At 74.4% G+C, this 23,477-nt stretch carries 22 protein-coding genes; 14 read left to right on the forward strand and 8 right to left on the reverse strand.

What is annotated here, in order from left to right; genetic code table 11:
* The first annotated feature begins 225 nt into the window (after window positions 1-225).
* From QSK52_RS36005 to QSK52_RS36020, 4 genes are all read left to right on the forward strand, one after another.
* Window positions 226-1,323, forward strand: coding sequence for an aromatic ring-hydroxylating oxygenase subunit alpha (locus QSK52_RS36005; RefSeq protein WP_285740482.1), 1,098 nt, complete (start codon window positions 226-228; stop codon window positions 1,321-1,323).
* A 70-nt stretch (window positions 1,324-1,393) separates the two neighbouring features.
* Entirely contained in the window at window positions 1,394-2,050 is a 657-nt protein-coding gene (locus QSK52_RS36010) for an NADPH-dependent F420 reductase (RefSeq protein ID WP_285740483.1), read from the forward strand.
* Window positions 2,051-2,104: 54 nt separating this feature from the next.
* A complete protein-coding gene (locus tag QSK52_RS36015; RefSeq protein ID WP_285740484.1) occupies window positions 2,105-2,854 on the forward strand; it encodes a PIG-L deacetylase family protein in 750 nt (249 codons plus the stop codon).
* 70 nt (window positions 2,855-2,924) lie between these two features.
* Window positions 2,925-3,386 (forward strand): MarR family transcriptional regulator, encoded by a 462-nt coding sequence (locus tag QSK52_RS36020; RefSeq protein WP_285740485.1) that lies wholly within the window; start codon window positions 2,925-2,927, stop codon window positions 3,384-3,386.
* 4 nt (window positions 3,387-3,390) lie between these two features.
* Here the strand turns inward: QSK52_RS36020 and QSK52_RS36025 are convergent, their stop codons facing one another.
* The 3 genes from QSK52_RS36025 to QSK52_RS36035 form a co-directional block, all read right to left on the reverse strand.
* On the reverse strand, window positions 3,391-4,098 hold the full coding sequence (locus tag QSK52_RS36025; protein WP_285740486.1) for a DedA family protein: 708 nt from the start codon (window positions 4,096-4,098) through the stop codon (window positions 3,391-3,393).
* Between the two features lie 42 nt (window positions 4,099-4,140).
* A complete protein-coding gene (locus tag QSK52_RS36030; protein WP_285740487.1) occupies window positions 4,141-4,341 on the reverse strand; it encodes a DUF1918 domain-containing protein in 201 nt (66 codons plus the stop codon).
* Between the two features lie 120 nt (window positions 4,342-4,461).
* Window positions 4,462-5,163: a TetR/AcrR family transcriptional regulator gene (locus tag QSK52_RS36035; protein WP_285740488.1), complete on the reverse strand. Its 702-nt coding sequence runs from the start codon at window positions 5,161-5,163 to the stop codon at window positions 4,462-4,464.
* 71 nt (window positions 5,164-5,234) lie between these two features.
* Between QSK52_RS36035 and QSK52_RS36040 the strand changes: the two genes are divergently transcribed.
* Entirely contained in the window at window positions 5,235-5,990 is a 756-nt protein-coding gene (locus tag QSK52_RS36040; protein ID WP_285740489.1) for an adenosylcobinamide amidohydrolase, read from the forward strand.
* A 29-nt stretch (window positions 5,991-6,019) separates the two neighbouring features.
* On the opposite strand, the gene QSK52_RS36045 is transcribed toward QSK52_RS36040, so the two are convergent.
* Entirely contained in the window at window positions 6,020-6,226 is a 207-nt protein-coding gene (locus tag QSK52_RS36045; RefSeq protein ID WP_285740490.1) for a DUF6011 domain-containing protein, read from the reverse strand.
* A gap of 304 nt (window positions 6,227-6,530) precedes the next feature.
* Between QSK52_RS36045 and asnB the strand changes: the two genes are divergently transcribed.
* The 4 genes from asnB to ssuE all read left to right on the forward strand — a co-directional run bounded on the left by asnB (window position 6,531) and on the right by ssuE (window position 12,887).
* Window positions 6,531-8,384, forward strand: a complete 1,854-nt coding sequence (gene asnB / locus QSK52_RS36050; protein WP_285740491.1) for an asparagine synthase (glutamine-hydrolyzing) — start codon at window positions 6,531-6,533, stop codon at window positions 8,382-8,384.
* Window positions 8,385-8,754: 370 nt separating this feature from the next.
* Window positions 8,755-10,089 (forward strand): hypothetical protein, encoded by a 1,335-nt coding sequence (locus QSK52_RS36055; RefSeq protein ID WP_285740492.1) that lies wholly within the window; start codon window positions 8,755-8,757, stop codon window positions 10,087-10,089.
* Window positions 10,073-12,247 (forward strand): tetratricopeptide repeat protein, encoded by a 2,175-nt coding sequence (locus tag QSK52_RS36060; RefSeq protein WP_285740493.1) that lies wholly within the window; start codon window positions 10,073-10,075, stop codon window positions 12,245-12,247. The genes QSK52_RS36055 and QSK52_RS36060 overlap by 17 nt, the downstream gene beginning before the upstream one ends.
* A 91-nt stretch (window positions 12,248-12,338) precedes the next feature.
* On the forward strand, window positions 12,339-12,887 hold the full coding sequence (ssuE, locus tag QSK52_RS36065; protein ID WP_285740494.1) for an NADPH-dependent FMN reductase: 549 nt from the start codon (window positions 12,339-12,341) through the stop codon (window positions 12,885-12,887).
* Window positions 12,888-12,929: 42 nt separating this feature from the next.
* On the opposite strand, the gene QSK52_RS36070 is transcribed toward ssuE, so the two are convergent.
* Together QSK52_RS36070 and QSK52_RS36075 are read right to left on the reverse strand one after the other, a co-directional pair.
* Window positions 12,930-13,646, reverse strand: a complete 717-nt coding sequence (locus QSK52_RS36070) for a beta-glucanase (RefSeq protein ID WP_285740495.1) — start codon at window positions 13,644-13,646, stop codon at window positions 12,930-12,932.
* Window positions 13,643-14,755 (reverse strand): HEAT repeat domain-containing protein, encoded by a 1,113-nt coding sequence (locus QSK52_RS36075; protein WP_285740496.1) that lies wholly within the window; start codon window positions 14,753-14,755, stop codon window positions 13,643-13,645. The genes QSK52_RS36070 and QSK52_RS36075 overlap by 4 nt, the downstream gene beginning before the upstream one ends.
* Before the next feature lie 384 nt (window positions 14,756-15,139).
* Here QSK52_RS36075 and QSK52_RS36080 point away from each other — a divergent pair, with 384 nt between their 5' ends.
* Window positions 15,140-16,315, forward strand: coding sequence for a magnesium and cobalt transport protein CorA (locus QSK52_RS36080; RefSeq protein ID WP_285740497.1), 1,176 nt, complete (start codon window positions 15,140-15,142; stop codon window positions 16,313-16,315).
* Here the strand turns inward: QSK52_RS36080 and QSK52_RS36085 are convergent.
* A complete protein-coding gene (locus QSK52_RS36085; protein WP_285740498.1) occupies window positions 16,293-16,961 on the reverse strand; it encodes a hypothetical protein in 669 nt (222 codons plus the stop codon). The two genes, QSK52_RS36080 and QSK52_RS36085, sit on opposite strands and share 23 nt — an antisense overlap.
* A 331-nt stretch (window positions 16,962-17,292) precedes the next feature.
* On the reverse strand, window positions 17,293-17,787 hold the full coding sequence (locus QSK52_RS36090) for a hypothetical protein (protein WP_285740499.1): 495 nt from the start codon (window positions 17,785-17,787) through the stop codon (window positions 17,293-17,295).
* Between the two features lie 304 nt (window positions 17,788-18,091).
* On the opposite strand from QSK52_RS36090, the gene QSK52_RS36095 reads away from it, so the two are divergent.
* From QSK52_RS36095 to QSK52_RS36110, 4 genes are all read left to right on the forward strand, one after another.
* A complete protein-coding gene (locus QSK52_RS36095) occupies window positions 18,092-19,405 on the forward strand; it encodes a GH1 family beta-glucosidase (protein WP_285740500.1) in 1,314 nt (437 codons plus the stop codon).
* Window positions 19,378-20,964, forward strand: coding sequence for a recombinase family protein (locus QSK52_RS36100; protein ID WP_285740501.1), 1,587 nt, complete (start codon window positions 19,378-19,380; stop codon window positions 20,962-20,964). The genes QSK52_RS36095 and QSK52_RS36100 overlap by 28 nt, the downstream gene beginning before the upstream one ends.
* A gap of 591 nt (window positions 20,965-21,555) precedes the next feature.
* Window positions 21,556-21,999 (forward strand): hypothetical protein, encoded by a 444-nt coding sequence (locus QSK52_RS36105; protein ID WP_285740502.1) that lies wholly within the window; start codon window positions 21,556-21,558, stop codon window positions 21,997-21,999.
* Between the two features lie 329 nt (window positions 22,000-22,328).
* Window positions 22,329-23,204, forward strand: a complete 876-nt coding sequence (locus QSK52_RS36110) for a hypothetical protein (protein ID WP_285740503.1) — start codon at window positions 22,329-22,331, stop codon at window positions 23,202-23,204.
* Window positions 23,205-23,477: the final 273 nt, after the last annotated feature.

A 23,477-nucleotide genomic window follows, 5' to 3' on the forward strand; every position in this document is an offset into this window, starting at 1 on the left:
CCCGACAGGTCTCCCACACATTCGGTCCGACCAGATCCCCGGCCCATTCCCCCATCGCCACGAAACGAGTCTGGCCCCACCACTCACGCAGCGGGGCCAGAACCCAACATCTTCATCAGACTTCTAGGCCGCCGCGCCGGGAGCGGCGGGCGCCGCGGTTGCCGACCCGGGCGCCCGCGGCGACCGTGGTGAGAGCCCTGCCGCCCCAGCCCGAGGGAGCACCCCATGAGCGAGGCCCTGACCGGTCCGTCCCCCGACCTGCGCCGGATCGGCATCGCCCCCGACCACTGGTACCCGGTGGCGACCTCCCGCCAGGTGCGGCGGGGCCGCACCTTCGCCGCCGTCTTCGCCGGACAGCGGATCGCCCTCTACCGGGGCGGCAGCGGCACCGTCCACGCGCTGGAGGACCGCTGCGCGCACCGCCAGGTGCCGCTGAGCATGGGCGTGGTCGAGGGCGACATCCTGCGCTGCTGCTACCACGCCTGGGCGTACCGGGGCGACGGCCGCATCTCGCAGATCCCCTATCTGCCCAAGGGCTGCGAGCGGCCGCCGCGCGGCGTCCGCTCCTACCCCGTCCGGGAGGAGTACGGCCTGGTGTTCGTCTTCCCCGGCGACCCGGCGCTGGCCGCGGCGGCCCCGTTCCCGCACCTGCCCGAGCACCACGCGTCCACCCACCGGACGATGACCTTCTCCCGCACCGTGCGCTGCCACTACTCGTTCATGCACGAGAACCTGCTCGACATGAACCACCAGTTCCTGCACCGCAGCGTCCTCGGCATGATCCGGCCCGAACTGCTCGGCTACGACAGCGGCCCGCGGCACGTCGAGGCCCGCTACCGGTTCGTCCCCGCCGGGGGCCGGAAGGACCGCGGGGCGGGCCTGCTCTCCGCGGAGGGCATCGGCGGCCGCAACTCGGCCGACGTCATCACCATCCGCACCGAGTACCCGTACCAGACCCTGCGCGACGTGCCCGAGAGCACCGGCCTCCCGGCGTTCTCGCTCTGGGCCGCCTACGTGCCCGAGGACGCCGAGCAGCGGGTCAACCACGCCTACGGGCTGCTGATGATCGCGAAACCGGCCCTCCCCGGGGCGCTGCACCTCGCCTGGCCGCTCATCCGCCGCTTCACCGAACGCGTCTTCGCCCAGGACCGCACGGCCGTCGAGGCGGAGCAGCGGGCCTGGGACGAACAGGGCGGCGACCGCAACCACGAGGTGTTCCCGCTCATCCTCGACGTCCGCGAGGTGCTGCGCCGCAACGGCGTGCCGCTGGAGCCGGCCGCGGTCCGCCGGGAGCGGGAGGAGACGGCGAACCCGCGGAGTTGATCACCCGTCAGGGCGCCCTCTTGTAGGGTGCGTTCGAATCGACGATCTGACGCGGGGACGGAGCAGACGGATGCGGATCGGAATCATCGGCACCGGGACGGTCGGGCAGACCCTGGGCGGCAAGCTGGTCGCCCTGGGCCACGAGGTCACCCTCGGCTCGCGCAGCAAGGGCAACGCCGCGGCCCAGGACTGGGCCCAGCGCTCCGGCCCGCTCGCCCATCCGGGGACGTTCGCGGAGGCCGCCGCCTTCGGCGAGCTCGTCGTCAACGCCACCGGCGGCACCGTCGCCCTCGCCGCGGTCGAACTGGCCGGGGCGGAGAACCTGGCCGGCAAGACCCTGCTGGACGTGTCCAACCCGCTGGTGTTCTCCCCGACCGGCGAGGTCACCCTCGACCCGGTCAACGACGACAGCGTCGGCGAGCGCCTCCAGCGCGCCCTGCCCGGCACCCGGGTCGTCAAGGCGCTCAACACCGTCAACTGCGAGGTCATGGTCGACCCCGGCCGCGTCCCCGGCGAGCACCAGCTGTTCGTGGCGGGCGACGACGTCGAGGGCAAGGCCCAGGTGGTCGCCCTGCTCACCGAGTTCGGCTGGCCCGCCGCCGACATCCTCGACCTCGGCGGGATCGACGCCGCCCGCGGCCTGGAGATGCTCATGCCGTTCTGGCTGCGGCTGATGCGCCACTACGGCCACGCCGACTTCAACTACGCCATCCGCACCGCGCGCTGACCCCCCCGCCCGGCCACCGGGGGCGGGGCCCGAACGAAAGGCACCACCGGCACCATGAACGACCGCACCGACCAGGCCCCGCCCCCGTACCAGCCGCTCGACGAGGACTGGGAGACCGCCCTCGCCGTGGTCGCCCACCCCGACGACATGGAGTACGGCGCGGCCGCCGCCGTCGCCCGCTGGACCGGCCAGGGCAAGCGGATCAGCTACCTGATGGTCACCAGCGGCGAGGCGGGCATCGACGGCACGGAACCCGAGCAGTGCCGCCCCGTCCGCGAACGCGAACAGGTCGAATCGGCCCGGCTCGTCGGCGTCGACACCGTCGAGTTCCTCGGGTACCCCGACGGCATCGTCGAGTACGGGCTGCCGCTGCGCCGCGACCTGGCCCGGGCGATCCGCCGCCACCGCCCCGACATCGTCATCACCACCAACTACCGCGACACCTACGGCGGCGTGTTCCCCAACCAGGCCGACCACATCGCCGTCGGCCGGGCCACCCTGGACGCGGTGCGCGACGCGGGCAACCGCTGGGTCTTCCGCGAGCTCACCGCCGAGGGCCACCAGCCCTGGAACGGCGTCCGCCAGCTCTGGGCGGCCGGCTCCCCGGACGCGCGGCACGCCGTCGACACCACCGCCACCTTCGCCGCGGGCGTCGCCTCGCTGGAGGCCCACCGCGCCTACCTGGACGGCCTCGGCGGGGAGATGGCCGACGCCGCCGGGTTCCTGGAGGGCGCGGGCCGCGCCGCCGGGGCCCGCCTCGGCACCCGCTACGCCGCCGCCTTCGAGGTGGTCAACCTCCGCTGAGGGCCTTGACCTCAAGCCGACTTGAACTCCTACGGTGGGGGGACGTTCGGTCGGACACCAGGAGGGGCACGTGAACGCGACGCCGAAGGAGTACCCGCAGGAGGAGCTGGCCGCCCAGCCCATCGGAGCCTGGGCGGGCACGGCGGGCCGACTGGTGGTCGGCGCGCTGCGCGAGCAGCTGGCCGTGGAGGGCCTCACCCAGCCGCACTGGTGGACGCTCAACCACGTCGTCGGGGCGCCCGGCCGGTGGACCAGGGCCGCGCTGACCGAGCGGCTGGCCGGCTGGGACGACCTCGGCACCGACTTCGACGGCGTCTACGACGACCTCGTCGCCCGCGGCTGGCTGCTGGAGGACGCCGGGCGCATGACGCTGACCGAGCAGGGGGAGGCCGGACGCCTCCGGGCCCGGGAGCGCAACCTGCGGGTGCACCGGAAGGTGCACGAGGGCATCGACACGGCCGACTTCGTGACCACGATCAACGTCCTGCGCCGCATGGTGGCCAACCTGGGCGGGAACGGCGACCTGCCCTAGCTCCTCAGGGGCGGCCGTCGGTGGGCACGTCGTCGTCCTCGTCCTCGCCCTGGCCGTTCTGGTGCGGGATCCGGCCCGCCGCCGCGTCCCGGGGCGGGCGACGGCGGCGGCGCAGCCAGGTGCGGACGGCCAGCAGCAGCACCAGGGCGGCCAGCACCGCGAACAGCAGCACCTGGTAGCGGACGGCCTGCCGGTAGAGGGTGTCGATGTTGCTGCCCGCGAAGTAGCCGACGGCCGTCCACACGCCCGCCCACAGCGCCGCGCCCACCGCGTTGGCGAGCATGAAACGGCGCCAGGGCATCTCGGTGGTGCCCGCGATCAGGCCGTTGGTCTGGCGCAGGCCGTCGACGAACCGGGCCCCCGTCACCACCAGGCCGCCGCGGCGGCGGAAGAACGCCTCGGCCCGCTCCATCCGCTCCGGGGTCAGCCGCACGTACCGGCCCCAGCGGTGCACGAACGCCAGGCCGCCGGTGCGGCCGATCACGTACGCCAGCGCGTCGCCCGCGACCGCCGCCAGCACGGCGACCAGCAGCAGCACCGGCAGCGAGAGCTGCCCCGCGCCCGCGTACACCGCGGCCAGCACCAGGATGGTCTGGCCCGGCACCGGGACCACGCAGTTGTCGAGGAACACCAGCACCCCGACCGCGAGGTACCCGTAGTCGTCGAGCAGCGGGGCGAGGTGGGCCAGCGGGCCGGGCAGGGGCGGCGACAAGGGCGGGCACTCCTCCTCACCGGGCCCGGCGGGGGCCCGGGGTCAGCGCTGCTCCTCGCCGAGGCGGTGCTCGACGACGCAGTCGGGGCCGGGGTAGACGAGACCGGCGTGGCCGTCCTCGAAGCGGACCAGGTACGGGGGTTCGCCGTCGGTGCCGCGCACCTCGACGATCTCACCCCGGCGGTCGGTCATGCCGACCGACCTGCTGTACATGTGGACGTGGTCACCCACCGTGGCTTGCATCGGATCACTCCCGCGGGCGGAGGGACAGGGTCTGCGAGCTTCCCCCTCCACTGTGCGGCGGGCCCCCGGACGGCGCAAAGGCGGACGGCGCGGAGGCGGGTCCAGCCGGTGGGCGGGGGATCAGCCGGGCGCGGACGGCGGGGGCTCGGCGAGGTAGCGGCGCAGCAGCCGCTTGCACTCGGCGACCAGCGCCGGGTCGCCCTGCGGGGCGGCCCGGAACGCCAGCTTGAGCACCGCGTCCGCGCACTCCATCGCCACCCGCAGGGCCACCGCGTACCCGGGCGCGGCGAACAGCTCGCCGCCGATCGCGCGCAGCCGGGCCGCGACCGCCGCGTTGTTGTCCAGCTCGGCGTCGAGCAGGTGCAGGTCGTCGACCTCGGCGGGGACGGTGTCGACCAGGCCGAAGTCCAGGTGGCCGAAGCCGGGGACGGTGCGCTTCATGGCGACGAACTCGTCCACCGCGTGCTCGGTGAAGGCCGCCACGCTCGGCGCGCCCGGACCGGCGGCGGCAACCCGGGCGGCCAGACCGTCCAGGAAACGGCCCAGGTTGCGCTCGGCGAGGGCGGCCAGCAGGCCCTCCTTGCCCGCGAAGAACTGGTACAGGGTGCCGATCGGCACCTCGGCGCGCAGCGCCACCTCCTTGGTGGTCAGCCCCGCCGGGCCCACCTCGTCCAGCAGCCCCGCGCAGGCGTCCAGCAGCCGCTCGTACCGCTCCTGGCTGCGCTGCTGCACCGGCCGGCGGCGGGCCCCGGCGGCGGGTGCGGCCGGGGCGGCCAGGGTGCGGGCGGCACGGGCGGCGGACGCGGCGGGCTGCGGGGTCATGGCGCCACTCTGCCGCATCCGGTCGGGGCGGGGCGAATTCCGGCCGGACCGGTGTGGTTGGGTGTCGGACCATGGACGAGCAGCGGGCGGTCAGGATCCAGCGGGCGGTGCGGATCGAGGACGGGGCCTGCCGGCACCTGCTGGTGTGGCGGGCCGGACCGGGCTGGCGGATGGCCGGGTCGGGCGTCCTCGGCGGCGGGATCGGCGAACGCCACTGGGTGCTCAACGCGCAGGTCCGGGCCGGGTACGGGCGCCTCGACCCGGCCGAGCACCTGGCCGGACTCGCCGCCGCGCAGGGCCTGTCCGGGCCGGGCACGGCCCTGATGACGGCCGCCGAGGTGGACGCCTGCACCTGGGCCGAGGACGGCGGCGCCACCGCCGTGGTCACCACCGGCATCGGCGTCCCGACCTGGGCCGCCGCGCCCGACCCGCCGTCCGGGTACGCGCCGGGCACCATCAACGTCCTGGCGGTCGTCCCCGCGCCGGTCTCCGACGCCGGGCTGGTCAACCTGCTCACCACCGCCACCGAGGCCAAGGTCCAGGCCCTGCTGGAGGCCGGGTACGACTGCTCCGGCACGCCCTCCGACGCGCTCTGCGTCGCCGTCCGCGCCGAGGGCGACCCCGAACCCTTCGGCGGCCCCCGCTCGACCTGGGGCTCCCGCCTCGCCCGGGCCGTCCACCGCGCCGTCCTCGCCGGGGCCCTGGCCGACCGCGAACGCCGCGCCGGCTGGGACGGCCCGCCCACCCACCCGGCGACGCTGCCGGGCTGCGCGTGCGAGGACGTGCTGGCGGGGCAGGACGGCCGGGTGGCCCGCGCGGGGGTGTGAACACCGGTCCCGGACGGGCCGAACGGGCGTCAGGTGCCGGGCAGGTGGTCCTGGTCGATGACGTAGACCCGGGTCGGGGCGGGGGCGTCGGCGCAGTGGCGGCCGAGCTCCTCCCAGCGGGACTCGGGGTTGCGCAGCGGGCGGTGGCAGCGGCGGCAGCGGACCACGGGGGCCGGGCGGCGCTCGACGGCCGTGCCGGGGATCGGGGGTTCGGTGCTGCCGGACTGGTCGCTCACCGTCCCAGTTCACCACCGGACGGTGGCGGACGCGACGGAGGGGTGCCCCCGGCGGGTCGGGGCGGGAGCGGGTTCGGGCCAGATCCGGGGGCGGGCGAGCGGCGGCGGGGCGGGGGCGGCGGCTGGTGGGGGCGGTGGTCGCGGGTGGCCCGAACTGTGCGTACATGACCAACACTTGGTTGTCGAATGCACCCTTTCCGCCTAGCGTCGTGGCGCCGGTGCGGCCGTACGGGAGACGGCCCCGCCCCCGCCACCACCCGGGGCGGCACGGCACCGGCCTCCTGCAGGAAGGGCCACACCTCGCATGTGCGGGATCACCGGATGGGTCTCGTTCGACCGGGACCTGAGCACGGAGCACGCCACCCTCGCCGCGATGACCGCCACCATGGCCTGCCGGGGCCCCGACGCCGCGGGCACCTGGCTGGACACCCACGTCGCCCTCGGCCACCGGCGGCTCGCCGTCATCGACCTCGACGGCGGCCGCCAGCCGATGGCCGCCGAGCACGACGGCCGCACCGTGCTGGTCACCACCTACAGCGGTGAGATCTACAACTACCGCGAACTGCGCGCCGAACTGCGCGCCCGCGGCCACGACTTCCGCACCGAGAGCGACACCGAGGTCGCCCTGCACGCCTACCTGGAGTGGGGCGAGGCGTTCACCGAGCGCCTCAACGGCATGTACGCCTTCGCACTGTGGGACCCGCGCAGCGAGGAACTCCTGCTGGTGCGCGACCGGATGGGCGTCAAACCGCTCTACTACTGGCCCACCCCCGACGGCGTGCTGTTCGGCTCCGAGCCCAAGGCGATCCTCGCCCACCCGCAGGTGCGCGCCGTCGTCGACGCCGAGGGCCTGGCCGAACTCCTCGCCTTCACCAAGACCCCCGGCCACGCCGTCTACCGCGGCATGCGCGAACTCAAGCCCGGCCACACCCTGCGGGTCGGCCGCACGGGCAGCACCGAACGCCGCTACTGGGCACTGGAGTCGCACGAGCACACCGACGACCTGCCGACCACCGTCGCCACCGTCCGCGACCTGCTCGACGACATCGTCGCCCGCCAGCTGATCGCCGACGTCCCGCTGTGCACCCTGCTCTCCGGCGGCCTCGACTCCTCGGTGATCACCGCACTCGCCGCCCGCGGCCTGGCCGCCGCCGGACGGGGCCCGGTGCGCTCCTTCGCCGTCGACTTCACCGGCCAGGCCGAGAACTTCACCCCCGACGAACTGCGCGGCACCCCGGACGGCCCGTACGCGCACGCCCTGGCCGCGCACGTCGGCTCCGCGCACCGCGACATCGTGCTGGACACCGCCGACCTGATGGACCGCCACCACCGCGACGCCGTGCTGACCGCCCGCGACCTGCCGATCGGCCTCGGCGAGGGCGACACCTCGCTCTACCTGCTGTTCAAGGCCGTCCGCGAACAGTCCACCGTCGCGCTGTCCGGCGAGTCCGCCGACGAGGTGTTCGGCGGCTACCTGTGGTTCCACGACCCGGCCGCCGTCGCCCACGACGGCTTCCCCTGGACGTACGCCCTCAGCCGGGGCTTCGGCGGCGGCAGCGCCCGGCTCGGCCCGCACTCGCTGCTGGCCCCCGGCCTGCTCGCCAAGCTCGACCTCCCCGGCTACCGGGACGCCCGCTACCGCGAGGCCCTCGCCGAAGTCCCCCGGCTGGCCGGGGAGAGCGGCCACGAGCGCCGGATGCGCGAGATCAGCCACCTGCACCTGACCCGCTTCGTGCAGATCCTGCTCGACCGCAAGGACCGCACCTCGATGGCCGTCGGACTGGAGGTCCGCGTCCCGTTCTGCGACCACCGCCTGGTGCAGTACGTCTTCAACACCCCCTGGGCGATGAAGAACTTCGACGGCCGGGAGAAGTCCCTGCTGCGCGCCGCCGCCCGCGACGTGCTGCCCGAGTCCGTCGCCCAGCGGGTCAAGAGCCCCTACCCCTCCACCCAGGACCCGCGCTACGCCGAGGCGCTGCGCGCCGAACTGCGCACCCTGCTGGCCGACCGCGACGCCCCCGTCCGCGACCTGCTCGACCTCGCCGCGGCGGGCGGCGCCGTCGCCGACGCGCCCGGCCCGGACCTGCGCAACGCCGGGGAGGTGGTGCTGATGCTGGACCGCTGGCTGCGCCGCTACGGGGTGACGCTGGAGCTGTAGGACCCGCCCGCCGGGTCATGGCCGGGTGATCCCCCGGTAAAAGGTTGCCCACGGAACGGGCGGCGCGAACTGCGCGGCAATGCGGCGTTTATCGCGCGTACACGGGGCCGCCACACTCTGGACACATGCGAGGCGCCGACCGGCGCAGCGCACCGCACCAGAAGGGGGAACCCGCCGTGAAGAAGACCGCCACCGGCAAGAAGATCGTCGTCCGCAAGCCGGGCGCCGTGCGCCTGACCGCGCTCTGCACCAACTACGGCTACGGCAACTGCTGCTGCATCTGACGACAGCGGCCGTCCGGCGGGCGGGGGCGTCCCGCGCCCCCGCCCGCCGGACGGAGCCGGACCCGGCGAAGGACAGGGCACCCCTGATGGTGAACCACGCACCGCTCCGCTTCCACCGGCTGACCTACCTCGACCAGGGCGACGAGGTGGTGGTCGGCCGCACCGACATCGACTCCTACGGGGCGTTCCCGCCCGACGGGGCCGCGCTGCTGCGCCGCCTGGAGACCGGCACCGACCCGCACCGGGCGGCCGACTGGTACCGCGCCGAGTTCGGCGAGGAGGTCGACCTCGACGACTTCCTCGACACCCTGCGCGCACTCGACTTCCTGCGCGAGGACGGCCCGCCGGGCGAGGGCGACGCGGAGCCCGCCGCCCGCCCGGTGCCGCTGCAACGGCTCGGCCGGGCCCTGTTCTCCCGCCCCGCCTGGCTGGCGTACGCCGCCCTGCTCGCCGCGGCCGCCCTCGCCTGCGCGGACCGGCCGGCACTGCTGCCGCGCCCCGGAAACCTGTTCTTCAGCCCGTACGCGCTGCTGGTGCAACTGGTGGTGTTCGTCAGCCAGCCGGTGTTCATGCTGCTGCACGAGTACGGGCACGTCCTGGCCGGGCGCCGACTGGGCCTGCGCACCACGCTGCGGATCAGCCGCCGCCTGTACTTCGTCACCTTCGAGACCGCGCTGGACGGCCTGGTGGTGCTGCCCAGGCGCAGCCGCCTGCTCCCGGTGCTGGCCGGCATGCTGGTGGACGTCCTCGGCGCGGCCGCCCTGACCCTGGCCGCCCGGGCCAGTTGCGGGCCCGACGGCGCGCCGAGCACCGCCGGGCGGGTCTGCCTGGCGCTGGCGTTCACCGCCCTCCCGCGGCTGCTGGCCCAGTTCTACTTCTTCCTGCGCACCGACCTGTACCACCTGGCGGTCGTCGTGCTCGGCGGCAGCGACCCGCACGGCACGGCCCGCGCGTACGTCGCCAACCGGCTCAACCGGCTGCGCGGACGCACCGACCTGCTGACCGACGAGAGCCGCTGGCACCCCAAGGACGCCGCCGCGGCCCGCTGGTACGCCCCGGCGTACCTGCTCGGGTACGCCGCGATGACGGTGATGCTGGCGACCGTGGTGCTGCCGGTCGGCTGGCGGTTCACCGCCTCCGCGCTGGCGACCGTCCGCGACGGCTCGGTGCCGTTCACCCGGCTCGCGGACGCGGCGTTCGCCCTGGCCATGGTCGGGGTGCAGCTGCTCGCCGTGGCGTACGGGGCCTGGCGGGCCTGGCGCCGTCGGCGGACGGGCGCGGCCGGAACGGGCCCGAGCGCGAGTACGGGCCCGAGCACGAGCACGACCGAGCCACCCGAGTCACTTCAGCTGCAAGAGCTGCAAGAGCTGCAAGAGCCGCAAGAGCCGTACCGAGGGGGAGTCCATGTCCGGCCCGTCTGACCGTCCGCCGACCACCGCCGCGCCGCGCCCGCACCACTGGCTGATCGCACCCGACGAGGACGCCGCCCGCGCCCTGGTCGCCGAGGCGCTGGCCGCACCGGGCACGCCGCCGCTGCTCGCCGAACTCGACGCCCACCGCCACCTGCGCGGGCCGTTCACCGCCGCCGGCGCGCTGATGCGGCAGCTGGTGCCCGGGGTGCTGGCCGCCGACCCGGCGCCGGCCGTCCGGCACGACATCGAGATCCTGGCCGCCGCCCCGGAGCTGCGTACGGTGCTGCCGTGCCGCCGGGAGACCCTGACCTCGCTGACGGCCCCGCAGAAACGCACCCGCTACTACCCGTACATCCGCACCACCCGGATCGCCCACGGGCTGATCGACTTCCTGACCGCGGTGCTGGACGCGCCCGCGACCCTGGTGGTGCGGCACGCCGAGCACGCCGACCGGACGGACGCCGACTGGCTCGCCCTGCTGCTGCGCCGCGCCGACCCGCAGCACCTGCGGATCGTGGTCTGCACCGCGGGCCGGGACGTCCCGCAGCCGCTGGCCGACGCGCTCGCCGCGCACACCACCGCGCGGGAGGCGCCCGCCGCGCCGCCCCGGCCGCTGCCCGCCGACCCGGCCGCCCGCCGGGAGCTGGCCGCCGCCTGGGTCGCCGCCGACCGCAGCACCGCCGACCCGGCGGCCGCCGCCTGCTACGCCGCACTGGAACCGGCCGAACGGGCCCGGCTGCACGAGGCCCGCGCCGAGGAGCTGGCCGCCGCCGCCGCGGCGGGCGAGGTCTCGCTGCTGCGCGGACCGCTCGCCCACCACCGCGCGCTGGGCACCGACCCGGCCGGCGCGGGCGCCGCCGCCCTCCAGGACGCCCTGCAGGAGTGCCTGCTGGAGGGCTTCTACGACGCCCTGGTCGAACTGGGCCCGCTCGCCCACGCGGCGCTCGACTGGGAGACCCGCCCCGAGGAGTGCTGGCTGGTCACCGCCCGGATGACCATCGCCTACAGCGTGATGGGCGGCCGCGCCGACGAGGCGCTCGCGCTGTACGACGACGCCTGCGCGAGCACCGCGCTGCCCGCCGTCCACATGTCGGCCGCGTACGGCCGCGCCATGGTGTACACCCGCTACCTGGAGCCCGAGCGGCGCGACCACCGCAAGGCCAAGGGCTGGGTCAACACCGCGGTCGCGCTCTCCCGCCTCGCCGACACCGAGGCCCGGCGCGCCTACAACCGGACCTTCAACGAGAACGGCCTGGCCCTGATCGAGATGCACCTCGGCGACCCGGTCCGCGCCCTCGAACTGGTCGAGGCCGGCATCGAGCGGATGGACGGCGCCCTCGACGCGGAGGACCAGGGCCAGCACCGCTCGGTCCTGGAGTACAACCGGGCCCAGCTGCTCTCCCGCCTGGTCGGCCCGGAGGCCGGTGCCGCCGCGTACGACCGGGTGATCGCGCAGGACCCGCACCACAGCGAGTACTACTTCGAACGCGCGGTGCTGCTGCGCAAGCTGGGCCGCGACCAGGAGGCGCTGGCCGACTACGAGCACGCCATCCGCACCTCCCCGCCCTACCCCGAGGCGGTCTACAACCGGGCCGACCTGCGGCTCGAACTCGGCGACCTGGAGGCGGCCCTGGCCGACTTCGACCGGGTGCTGGAGCTGGACCCGGAGTTCCTCGACGCGTACGTCAACCGGGCCGGGCTGCGCTACTCGCTCGGCGACGCCCGGGGCGCGGCCGAGGACGTCGCCGAGGGCCTGGCCCGCGACGCCGGGCAGCCGCACCTGCTGGCCCTGCGCGGCCTGCTCGCCCAGGACGAGGACCGCCCCGAGGACGCCCGCGCCGACCTGGAGGCCGCCCTCGCCGGCGACCCCGACCTGCCCGCCGCCTGGGCCGCGCTCGGCGTCCTGGCGTACGAGCGGGACGACGCCGAGGAGTCGGTGCGCTGCTTCGACCGCGCGCTGCACCTGGAGGACGACCCGGTGGTCCGGGCCAACCGGGCGCTCGCGCACGAGGGCCGCGGCAACTGGACGGCCGCCGCCGCGGACTACGCCGCCGCCGCCGACCTGCTGCTGGCCGAGGCCGACGCGGCGCAGGACGAGGAGACGGCGGCGGAGCTGTCCAGGCTCCGCGGGCGCCGGGCCGAGTGCGCCGCGCGCGGCGCGAGCTGAGGAGCCGGCCGACCGGCGGACGTCCCTCCGCCGGTCGGCCCCGTACCGCCCCGTACCGCCCCGACCACTCCGGCCGTCCCGGGAGGCAGCCATGGCCACCGTCCTCGCCCTCACGGGCAGCCCCTCACCCACCTCGCGCACCGCCCGGCTGGCCGCACTGGTCGCCGCCGACCTGCGGGCCCGGGGCCACCGCGTCCGCGCCCTGGCGCTGCGCGAGCTGCCCGCCGTGCCGCTGCTGGCCGCGCACACCGCGGACCCGTCGATCGCCCGCGCGGTGCGGCTGGTCGCCGAGGCGGACGCGCTGGTGGTCGCCACCCCGGTCTACCAGGCCGCGTACTCGGGCCTGCTGAAGGTCTTCCTCGACCTGCTGCCCCGGCACGCGCTGGACGGCAGACCGGTGCTGCCGCTGGCCACCGGCGGGTCGGCGGCGCACGTCCTGGCGCTGGACTACGCGCTGCGGCCGGTGCTGACCGCGCTCGGCGCGCAGGTCGGACCCGGGCGGTACGTGCTGGACCGCGAGCTGGCCGCGGCGCCGGACGGTGCCGTGGCGCTGACGGGCGAGAGCGCCGCGGCGCTGGCCCGGGCGGTCGCCCGGTTCGCGGCCGAGCTGCCCGGCGCCGGGTGCCTCACCGCCGCCTGAACCGGCGCCGCTGCGGGAGTTGCCGCGGGAGGCACCGCGGAGTCACTGCGGGCGGCGGACGGTCAGGTCGCGGCAGCGCCAGGACAGCCGGCGGGCGTTCGCGCGCGGGCGGCGGTGGCCGTAACGGCCGCCCGCGACGGACAGGTTGACGATGATCCAGGCCCGCCAGTCGGGGCCGACGCCCCGGCCGTCGGCGTGCACCTCGCGGCCGTCCAGCTCCCAGCTCACCGAGTCGGCGCCGAAGCGGCAGGCGATGGTGAACCACTGCCCCGGCGTCACCAGCCCGTCCAGGTAGGCCGGGTCGCCGGGGCGGACGTGGTTGCTCAGCTCCAGCAGCCGCGGGTGGTCGTCGTGGTACTCCAGCACGTCCACCTCCCCGTGCCCGGTCTGCGGCCGCCCCGGTGCGGCGTCCCGCCCCCAGGTCCAGATCGCGGGCCAGACGCCCTGGTCCGCGGTGACCTGGCAGCGGGCCTCCAACCGGTCACCGGGCCGCAGTTCGAAGCCGCCCGCGGTGCCCTCCGTGGTCACCAGCGGCGTCCGCCAACTGCGCGCGTTCTCCCGCAGCGCGGTGAACCTGTCCCCGTCCGGCCCGTAGCCGGGCACCAGGTGGTCCAGCTTGTTGTCGCCGCTGTTGCGCCCACCGGGCGGGTACGCGGAGGTGACCCCGGCGGCCCACTGGGTGCGGTCCGAGAACGGGGCGGCGAAGACGACGGGCGCCTGCGAGGGGTCCTGCGAGGGGTCTGACGGCGGGGTGGTCACTCGGTCACGCTCCAGTGGTGCGGCGGTGCGACGGAGGCGTTGCACCCCCGGTGACCCGGGCATTCCCGGCGGAACCGCTCCGCCACCGTCCGGCCCCCCGGCGCGCGGAGGCACGCGCGGGCGCCCGGCCCACCCCCGCGCCGGACGGCGCCCGGTGGGCGTCGGGCGGTGGGCGGGCAGTCGGCGTCGACCAGGGCGGCCGCCCGGGACGGGTCCCGCCCCGCCCGGTTCAGCAGGTGGTCCGCGTGGTAGGCGACCGGGTCGGGGCCGTGCCGGAGCTCCAGGTGCAGGTCGGTGGAGAAGCGCGGCCAGGCCAGGGCGGCGTCCAGGTCCGGGCGGCGGGCGGAGAGCTCCTCCAGCAGGTGCCAGGACAGCGCGGCGAGCTCCGCGCGCCGGGCCGGGTCGCAGGCCGCCCGGGCCGCCGCGATCCGCGGGTCGTCCGGCCGCTCCGCCGCCAACTCGTCCAGCACGGGCAGCAGTTCGGGACGGCCGAGGACCGCGGCGGCGGACAGCGTCAGGGGGTGCGGCTCCACGTACGTCTCCAGCAGGTCGATCAGCCGAGGCAGCACCGACACGTCCTGACGGCGGGCCAGGCCGCGTACCGCCTCCTGGGCGACCTCCTCGTCCTCGTCGTCCAGCCGTTCGTGCAGCGCGGCCCGGACCGCCGGACCGTACGCCTCCTCCAGGGTGCCGAGCCCGAACACCGCCGCGTCCCGCACCGCCGGTACCTCGTCCCGGCTCAGCGCCAGCAGGGCGTGCACCCGGGGCGAGCCCTGGGCGGGCTCGCCCGCGAACGGCAGCGCCTTCGCCACCGCCCGGCGCACCTGCCCGTCCGGGTGCCCGGCCAGCTCCAGCAGCACCGGCAGCGCCCGTGCGTCCTGCGCCGCCTCCAGCACCTCCACCAGCGCGCAGAGCACGGACCCGTCCGGCTCCCGCTCCGCCCGGCCCAGCACCGCGTCGACCGCCCAGGCCCGCAGCGCGTCCTCCCCGGGCGCGGCGCGGGCCGCCAGCCGGTCGTACCCGGCGGTCCGGCGGGCGGGGTCCGGGGAGGAGAGCAGGTCGGCCGCCGCGCGCAGGTCGTCGTCCGGGCCCCAGGTGTCGTCGATCACGCGCCCGAGTGTGGCCCGTCCGGGGCGGCCGGTGCCACGGGATTAGCGGGCCCGGCCCGCGGCCGTCCCCGGCGTGGCACCCCGACCGGCCGGAACGGCCGCCCGGCGCGCGGGGCTAGACTGGGCCGCGGTCGAGGCGCCCTCCGGGCGTCCGGGCGCAGGCGTACGGGAGGTGAGAGCAGTGGAGTGCAGTAGTCCGGGCCGAAGTCGGCCCCGCTCCGGGAAGTTCCCACCCGCTCCTGGCTCCCGGCGGCACCGCCCGGACTGCGCCGCCCGCTGAACCCCCGCGTTCGCACCGGCACCGCCCGCGCCCGCCCGCCGCCGGGGACCGCCGCCCACTCCCGCCCCATGGCCCGGCGGCACCAGACTCGTGGAGGTACCGCCGTGTCCGACTGGCGTGTGCGCGCCGTGCGCGCGAGCAAGCGACCCTTCAGCCGCACCCCCGCCCGGCGCCCCGCCGACCGCACCGCGGCCCCCGAGCACTCGATGGACCCGCGCTCCGAACAGCACCCCGGCACCGGGGAGCCCGTCTCGCTGGAACGCTCCGTCGTCGACGCCGCCGTCTACCGCGACGGCCACCGGATAGAGACCCCCACCGGTCTCAGCGAGATCTACCGCGACCTCCCCGGTAAGCCCGGCACCATGGCCTGGATCGGCCTCTACCGCCCCGCCGAGGCCCAACTCGTCGAAGCCGCCGAGAAGTTCGACCTCCACGAACTCGCCCTCGAGGACGCCATCGTCGCCCACCAGCGCCCCAAGCTGGAACGCTACGGCGACACCCTCTTCGTCGTGCTGCGCGCCGCCCGCTACCTCGACGACGTCGAGGAGGTCGACTTCGGCGAGATCCACCTCTTCGTCGGCCCCGACTTCGTCCTCACCGTCCGGCACTCCCAGTCGCCCGACATCTCCATGGTCCGCAGCCGCCTCGAAGCCGACCCCGAACTCCTCGCCCTCGGCCCCGAAGCCGTCCTCTACGCCGTCCTCGACGCCGTCGTCGACGGCTACGCCCCCGTCATCGCGGGCCTCCAGCACGACATCGACGAGATCGAGACCGAGGTCTTCGGCGGCGACCCCCAGGTCTCCCGCCGCATCTACGAACTCTCCCGCGAGGTCATCGAGTTCCAGCGCGCCACCGGCCCCCTGCTGGAGATCCTCCGCGCCCTGGAGGGCGGCTTCCAGAAGTACGGCACCGACGAGGAACTCCAGCGCTACCTGCGCGACGTCGCCGACCACGCCACCTACGCCGCCGAACGCGTCGACGGCTTCCGCCAGATGCTCCAGAACATCCTGACCGTCAACGCCACCCTCGTCTCCCAGCGCCAGAACGAGGAGATGAAGCAGCTCGCCGAAGCCGGCCACGCCCAGAACGACGAGATCAAGAAGATCTCCTCCTGGGCCGCCATCCTCTTCGCCCCCACCCTCATCGGCACCGTCTACGGCATGAATTTCGAGGAGATGCCGGAACTCCACTGGGCCTTCGGCTACCCCTTCGCGATCGGCCTGATGGGCGTGGTCTGCGTCAGCCTTTACCTGATCTTCAAGCGCCGCAACTGGCTCTGACCGGACGGCGGTCGGCGCCGCCCGGCGGCCTCGTGGAGCCGGGCGGCCCGGTGGAGCGGGGCGACCGGGCCCGCGGGTTCAGCACACCCACTCCGGGCAGTACCGGACGTGCAGGCAGGGCCCCGGGGCGGGTGCGGCGTGGAGCTCGACGCACTCGTGGCGGTGGGCGGCGGCGCCAGGGGCGCGGCGGTCGCGAAGCGCAGGCGGTCGCGGAAGTCGGGTGGTGGAGGCGTCCGGCGGAGCGGGGCTCGGCGAGGAAGTCGTCCGCAGGGGTGCCGGTGGTCCGCGGGCGGCCCGTGCCGAGGCGGGAGCGGACGTCCTTCCAGGCGGCGGGGCGGAACTGCAGGGAGTGGTGGGCCAGGACGAGGTCCAGTGCGAGGTGTCCGCTCTCGTACATCGGGGTGGTGGACGGCCCGGCGGGCATCGGCTGCCCGCGCAGCGGCAGGTGCAGCAGAGTGCGCGGGGAGCGGGCCGCCAGCGACCACATCGCCAGCAGGCGGGACAGGCCCGCGCGGTCCGCGTACAGCGTCAGCCAGTGGTACTCGTCCCGCAGCGCCAGCCTCCCCGGCCCGGGCGCGGCCCGTACGACGCGGTACTCGCTCCGGCCCGCGCGGACGCGGTGCACGGTGACCCGTTGCTCCCCCATGCCCCGAGACCCTAGCGGCGGCGGCCGGGGCGGGCACCCGGGTTCCGCGCGGGGGAGCGGACGGCGGACGGGGCGGACGGCGGACGGGGGCGGGCCGGTGCGGGGTCGTCCAGGTGCGGGGCCGTCGGGTCCGGGGTGCGCCGGACCGCTCGGCGGGGGAGGCGTCCGGGGGTGGCGCGACCCCCGCCGAGCGGCGGCGGTCCATGCTCCTTCGCGGCCGACCCGCCGCCCCAGGGCCGATGGTCTCGCCACCGGCGGCCCGAGGGCCCCGGTTCCGCGGCTGCCCGGGGCCGGACGGCCCCGGGCGGTGAGGGACGGACGGACCGCCGGTTCAGGCGGCGAGCGGGTGGACGTGCGGGTGCGGGCGCGTGGGCGGGTGCGGGTGCACGTGCATGGCGCGCAGGCCCGCGGCCAGGCGGGCCGGGTCCTGGTGGAGCCACAGCCGCAGCGCGGTGCCCAGGGCGGTGCACGGGCTGGGCGCTGCGGGCGGTGGTGCCGCGGACGCTGGTGCCGCGGACGGTTGCGGGGCGGACGCCAGGTGGGCGGCCAGGGCCGGGAGCAGGTCGGCGAGTTCCGACGGCAGCCAGACCGTCACCGCGCACGGGGCGGCCCGGACCGGGGGCTCGGCGGCCGGCGGCGCGTCCCGGGCGTCCCGGGTCGGCCTCGCGGGCCTCGCGGGCCGTGCGAGCAGCGCGGGCAGCACGTCCAGCAGTGCGTCCGCCGCCACCTCGGACACGTCGCCCCGGTGCCCGCGGGCCAGCCACCGCAGCAGCGTCCGCTCCGCGGTGGTGAGCCGGACGGTCAGCATGACCTCGTCGGATTCCATCGCACGGCCTTCCCTGGGCGTCCACGCCCACCCGATCGGCCCGCCGCGCGGGCCGGACACATCGCTGACCTGGGGTCACTGTCCACACCGGCCCCGGTCGGCCGGAAGGGCCGAACGGCCCCGGCCGCAGGGCCCGAACGGCGGCTCGCGAGGCGAGGAGGGAGCGGGGGAGCGGGGAGCGGTGAGCGCGGAGGCGGTCGCGGGCCGCCCCGTCCGCACCCCTGGCGTTCCGGCGCCGCGCCACTAACATGAGCACTCCTCGCATTTTCCGTCCGATCGCCCGCTCGTCCGCCAGGAGGCTGCCATGCCGGACCGCTACGACCTGCCCGCCGGACTCCGCTGGGGCGCCTCCACCGCCGCCTACCAGGTGGAGGGCGCGGTCGACGAGGACGGCCGCGGCCGCTCGATCTGGGACGCCTTCTGCGAACGTCCCGGCGCCGTCCGCGACGGCGACACCGGCCGCACCGCCTGCGACCACTACCACCGCTGGCCCGAGGACGTCGCCCTGATGCGCGAACTCGGCCTGGACACCTACCGGTTCTCGCTCGCCTGGCCGCGCGTCCAGCCCACCGGCCGCGGCCCCGCCAACCCCGCCGGGCTCGACTTCTACGACCGCCTGGTCGACGGCCTCCTCGACGCCGGCATCACCCCGCTGCCCACCCTCTTCCACTGGGACCTCCCGCAGGCGCTCGAAGACACCGGCGGCTGGCTGCACCGCGACACCGCCCACCGCTTCGCCGAGTACGCGGCCCTGGCCGCCGACCGCCTCGGCGACCGCGTCCCCGCCTGGATCACCCTCAACGAGCCCTTCGTGCACCTGGTGTACGGCTACGCCCTCGGCCTGCACGCCCCCGGCCGCACCCTGATGCTCGACGCCCTGCCCGCCGCCCACCACCAGCTCCTCGCCCACGGCCTGGCCGCCGCCGAACTGCACGCCCGCGGCCGCGAGGTCCTGATCGCCCACAACCTCACCCCCGTCCGCCCCGCCTCCGCCGACCCGGCCGACCTCGCCGCCGCCGACGCCTACGACACCCTGCACAACCGCCTGTTCACCGACCCGCTCCTGCTCGGCCGCTACCCCGACCTCACCGCGTACGGCCTCGGCCCCGACCCCGACCTCGGGGGCGCCGTCCGCGACGGCGACCTCGCCCTCATCGCCGCCCCCGGCCTCGACGGACTCGGCGTCAACTACTACAACCCCACCCGCATCGCCGCCCCCACCGACCCCGGCCTGCCCTTCGCCGAAGCGCCGATCGAAGGCGTCCCGCGCACCCACTTCGGCTGGCCCGTCGTCCCCGAGGGCCTCACCGAACTCCTCCTCACCCTCCGCGACCGCTACGGCGCCGCCCTCCCCCCGATCACCGTCACCGAGAACGGCTGCTCCACCGCCCCCGCCCTCGACGACACCCCCCGCATCGACTACCTCGCCACCCACCTCGACGCCCTCGCCCGCGCCACCACCGCCGGCATCGACGTCCGCGGCTACTGCACCTGGTCCCTCCTCGACAACTTCGAATGGGCCGAAGCGCGTCGAACGTACTGTCATTCGACGGCCGCGCCTAATCGCGGTCCTCCCGGAGGATCCGGTCCATGCCTGCGTACCACCACGAGCCGCTGACCAAGAGCCCCTCATCCGACCCCGCTGACTGGCCCGAGGTAGATCTCTACCTCCGCAAGTCCAAGGTCGTGAGGGAGGGCGACAAGCGGGACATCACGTCCATCCGTGCCCAGGAGTCGGAGGGTCGCGAGTGGGCGGCGAAGAACCATTACCGCGTCCGGAAGGTATGGGTGGACAACCTGTCTGCCTGGTCGGACGTCGCTCGCCCGGGCTTCGACAACGCACTCGCCGCAGTGCTCGACGACCATGTGCCCGCCCTGTGGTGCTTCGCGCTCGACCGCTATACGCGCAAGGGCATCGACGACATCGGACCGGTGCTGGGAAAGGCGCGGGTCATCTTCCACTGGGAGAGGCTCGACAGCTCCGATCCCAATGACCGCCGATGGATCATCGATCGGGCGGAGCAGGCGCGGGAGTACTCGGAGCGCCTCAGCTACAACATCAGGGTCACGAAGAAGAATCAGCTGAAGAACGGCCAGTGGTCGAGCCGCCCGCCGTACGGCACGGAGGCCACCAAGGGCCGCAAGCTGACCAACGGGGCCCTCTGGCCCGTCGTGCTGCACATCTTCCGCAGCCTGGCCGACGGGATCAGCGCGCGGACCCTCTGCAAGGCGTTCAATTCCGGGCCGAACCCGGTCCTGTCACCCAACGGCGGGGAGTGGCAGGTGTCCACCATCTCGTACATGGTGCACAATCCTGTCTACGAGGGCTGGCAGACGATCAAGCACCCGCAGAAGCCCAACAAGCCGATCCCTTATCGAAGTGAATCCGGGGAACGGGTGCGGGTCTGGGCTGACGACGCGGAGCCGGTCCCGCGCGAACTTGCCATACGGGCACGGCAGATGCTTACGGCAGGGAATTTCCCGACCCGACCGGCTTCTGACAGCCGTAAGCGGCACCTCCTGACAGACCTCGTGCGGTGTGCCGGATGTCGGAACGCTGCGTCGGCCAATGGCCACAACCACCACTGCAACCGGCTGACCGTGGGAATGTTCTGTCCGGCGCCCGTTTCCGTCAGTCGCAGGCTGTTGGAGGAATGGGTGGTGGAGGCCTGGTTCTCGCGGCTGAATGCCGCGGACATCGAGGACCCGCTCCTGGCCGTCGCGGCCGAGCGGTGGACCGGCTACCAACACCCGGAGACGGCCGCCGTGCTCGCCGATGCCGTTGCTGCGCTTGCGACGGCGGAGGCGACGGTGCGGCGCTTGGCCCAGCAGCAGGCCGAGGGGTTCTTCGAGCCGCCCTTCGACACCCACCTGCCCAAGCTCCAGGCCGAGGCCAGGGCCGCCTTGGTCGCGGCGAAGCAGAAGGTGGCCGAGGCGACGCCGAAGCGCCTGGACGTCAGCTGGCTGCTGGAGGACGGCACCATTCGTGAAGCATGGGCCGAGGCTGGCCATGAGCTCCGGCGGGAGCTGATCCGCCTCCTGGTGCGGCGGGTGGTTGTCTCGAAGGGCCGTCGCGGGATTCCGTTCGACGGCAAGTCTCGGGTGGAGATCCACTGGCTGGACGAGCCGGACTTCTGGGCTTCCCAGGAAGAAGCTCCGGCAGAAGCGCGAGTCTGACAGGTCGGGCCATGGACCCGGCGAGTGCGTCGAGACGGTGCTGCGAGAGTGGGAGAAACGCGACAAGTTGGTGGAACAGGCTCTCCACATGGTCATCGCATTAACGACGGAGGCCACGGCCGCCCTGGCAGCGATGAACAGCTTGCAGGGGGGAGCAGATAGCTGGAGATCCAGTCCCGGACCGTCGCTGAGGAGGCCAGTGGCGAGGAACGCGAAGCCGACCTCCTGGTCTTCGGCATCGCCCAGATCACCGCGGAAAGGCAGGATGGCGACGGCGGCCGGGAGGACCCGTACGTGCGGATCGCGTCCGCGTACTGACTTTGGCACCACAAGGGTGCCGAGCTGGAGGGCCGACCAACCTGGTGCTCGCCGCTGGAGCGCTGGCCGGCTACCTGCTGGCTGCCGACCCGGCCCGCACCATCGGATACCTCGCCGACTGCGGAAAACGCCTACTGGAAGCGGGCGCCTGACGATACGCTGCTCGGCCATGCCCTGGACTGACTACCTCGACAGTGACCACCTCAACACCGCCGCAGCGGTCTTCAGCGCCGCTGCGGCGGGCATCGCCCTGAAGATCTCCAAGATGCGACCGTGGCTGCAAAGGAGGCGAACGAGACGGCCAAGCAGGCCAACGCCACCGCGGACGCCGTCGCGGCGATCGAACGGGCTCGGTGGCACCACGACCTGACGCCGCAGCTCGCCGTCACCATCACCCCAGCGGGCGTCGGGGCCGAGCAGGCCTACCTGCGGCTCACCTTCGAAGGCCCCGCCTCGCTGGAACGCCTCGATGAGGTCGAGATCATCATCCGCGACGACGGCTACAGCCGGCCGCCGAGCCCGACCGGGAGCCCGACTCAGGAGGAGATCGACGCTCAGGTCTGGGGGCCGTACCGATTTCGGCCCGGGATTGACCAGGCCTCCGCCGACGGGCGCAGCGTCCCGCCCGCCGCTGTGGAGCTCGGCGAGTGGCGGCAGCTTTTGCTCGAGCGCACCCGTTCGCCCCAGTGGCAGGGGCCGAACAGCGACGACCACTAGCGCAGCCAGTACGACGGCACCCCCGTGCGGCTGTGGGTCCGCTGCCGCAGCGAGGGGCACCAGCCGTGGCTGCTGACCTTCGCCGCCCCGGTGACCAACCCTGCAGCGCCAGCCGCACCGTCGGAAAACACCGCGCCGAGCCAGAGCCAGGCCGTCAGCGGCAGCTAGCATGCTCTCGGCGCCCGCCGGAGCCCCGAGACGCACAACCCGGGCCATCCCGGCGGGCGCCGATTTTTGGAGGAACACCGTGTAGGCCACTGGACGGAACTGCTGGCGACTCTCCTTCGCTCGCCCGTCCCGGCGAGGCTCGCATCAGTAGCGTTCGGGGCGTGTCCTCTGATCCATGGGGTGACCTCGCCAATTCTCTCAACGGCGTGTGCGTTCGGTTCGAGGAGGACCGGCGGACCCACGAGGGATTCCTGCAGGGTTCCCCTGCTGCTGTCGATGTTGGTGACGAACCGTTCGCGGGCGACTGGGGCCCGGCACCAGCCAGGAACGCCAACATGGCCGGCCTGAACCTCGCCTTCGTTGCCATGGACCACCTGGCCAGTCTCGCGGTTCTGCTGCGATCGCCGACGCCCCCCGTCTGCGGGCCCTCAGCGGTAGGCCGAAGTGCGATGGAGGTTGCGGCCCGGGCCCACTACCTCCTGGACCCGGGCATCCCCACGCTCGAGCGTATCCGTCGGCACCAAAACGACCGCCTAGTGACTCTGTGGGAGCAGAAGCAACTCGCCGCACTGGCGAAACAGCCGAGCGACGAGCCGGATGCTCGAGTTGAAGCCATCTTCCGCTCAGCACGCCGCTTCGGCCTGACACCCCGTCCTTCGAACAAGCCGCCGTTCATCGCCCCAGGGCCGCCCAACGCGACCGACCTGATCGACGATGTCGTGGGGAAAGGGGACGGCGTCGGCGCGATCTACTACAAGACCCTGTCCGCCGTCACTCACGGACGTGAGCACGGCATGACGCAGTACCTCCAACGGCACGCTGCCCTGCTCGACCGAACGCACGGCGATGTTCTCGCGAGCTTCGGAACGACCCCACTGAAGACCGCAAGGTACCTATTCGGGACGCTGCTGGCTGTCACGGACATGCTCGATCGGCTCTACCCTCGCTTCGGCTGGCCAGCCACGGGCGTTCGTCGTGACGTGGACACGATGTTGCTGGTCTGGGTGCGGATCGCCGAGGTGACGATCCCGTCATGACCCTGAACCTGACGCTGGTAAGTCCGAACTCATCGTCCAAACGTCTGACCTCCGACTCACAGCCGGGAGCGACATCAGGAGCCACACTGCCCAGAAAGAGATCGTGCTGCAATATCGGGGCTGGTCCGGCCGGTCCGAGAATGGCGACGCCGGTCAGGGCGGCTGTCAACGGCGGACGCGTCGCATCCTGCGGACTGGCAGTTGGAGGAGCTCATTGATTCGGGGCCGGGCAGCTGGCGATCTCGCTGCCCGGCCCAACGCCGTCAGGTGAAC

The sequence above is a fragment of the Kitasatospora phosalacinea genome (genome assembly GCF_030268885.1).
GTDB classification, from domain to species: domain Bacteria; phylum Actinomycetota; class Actinomycetes; order Streptomycetales; family Streptomycetaceae; genus Kitasatospora; species Kitasatospora phosalacinea_C.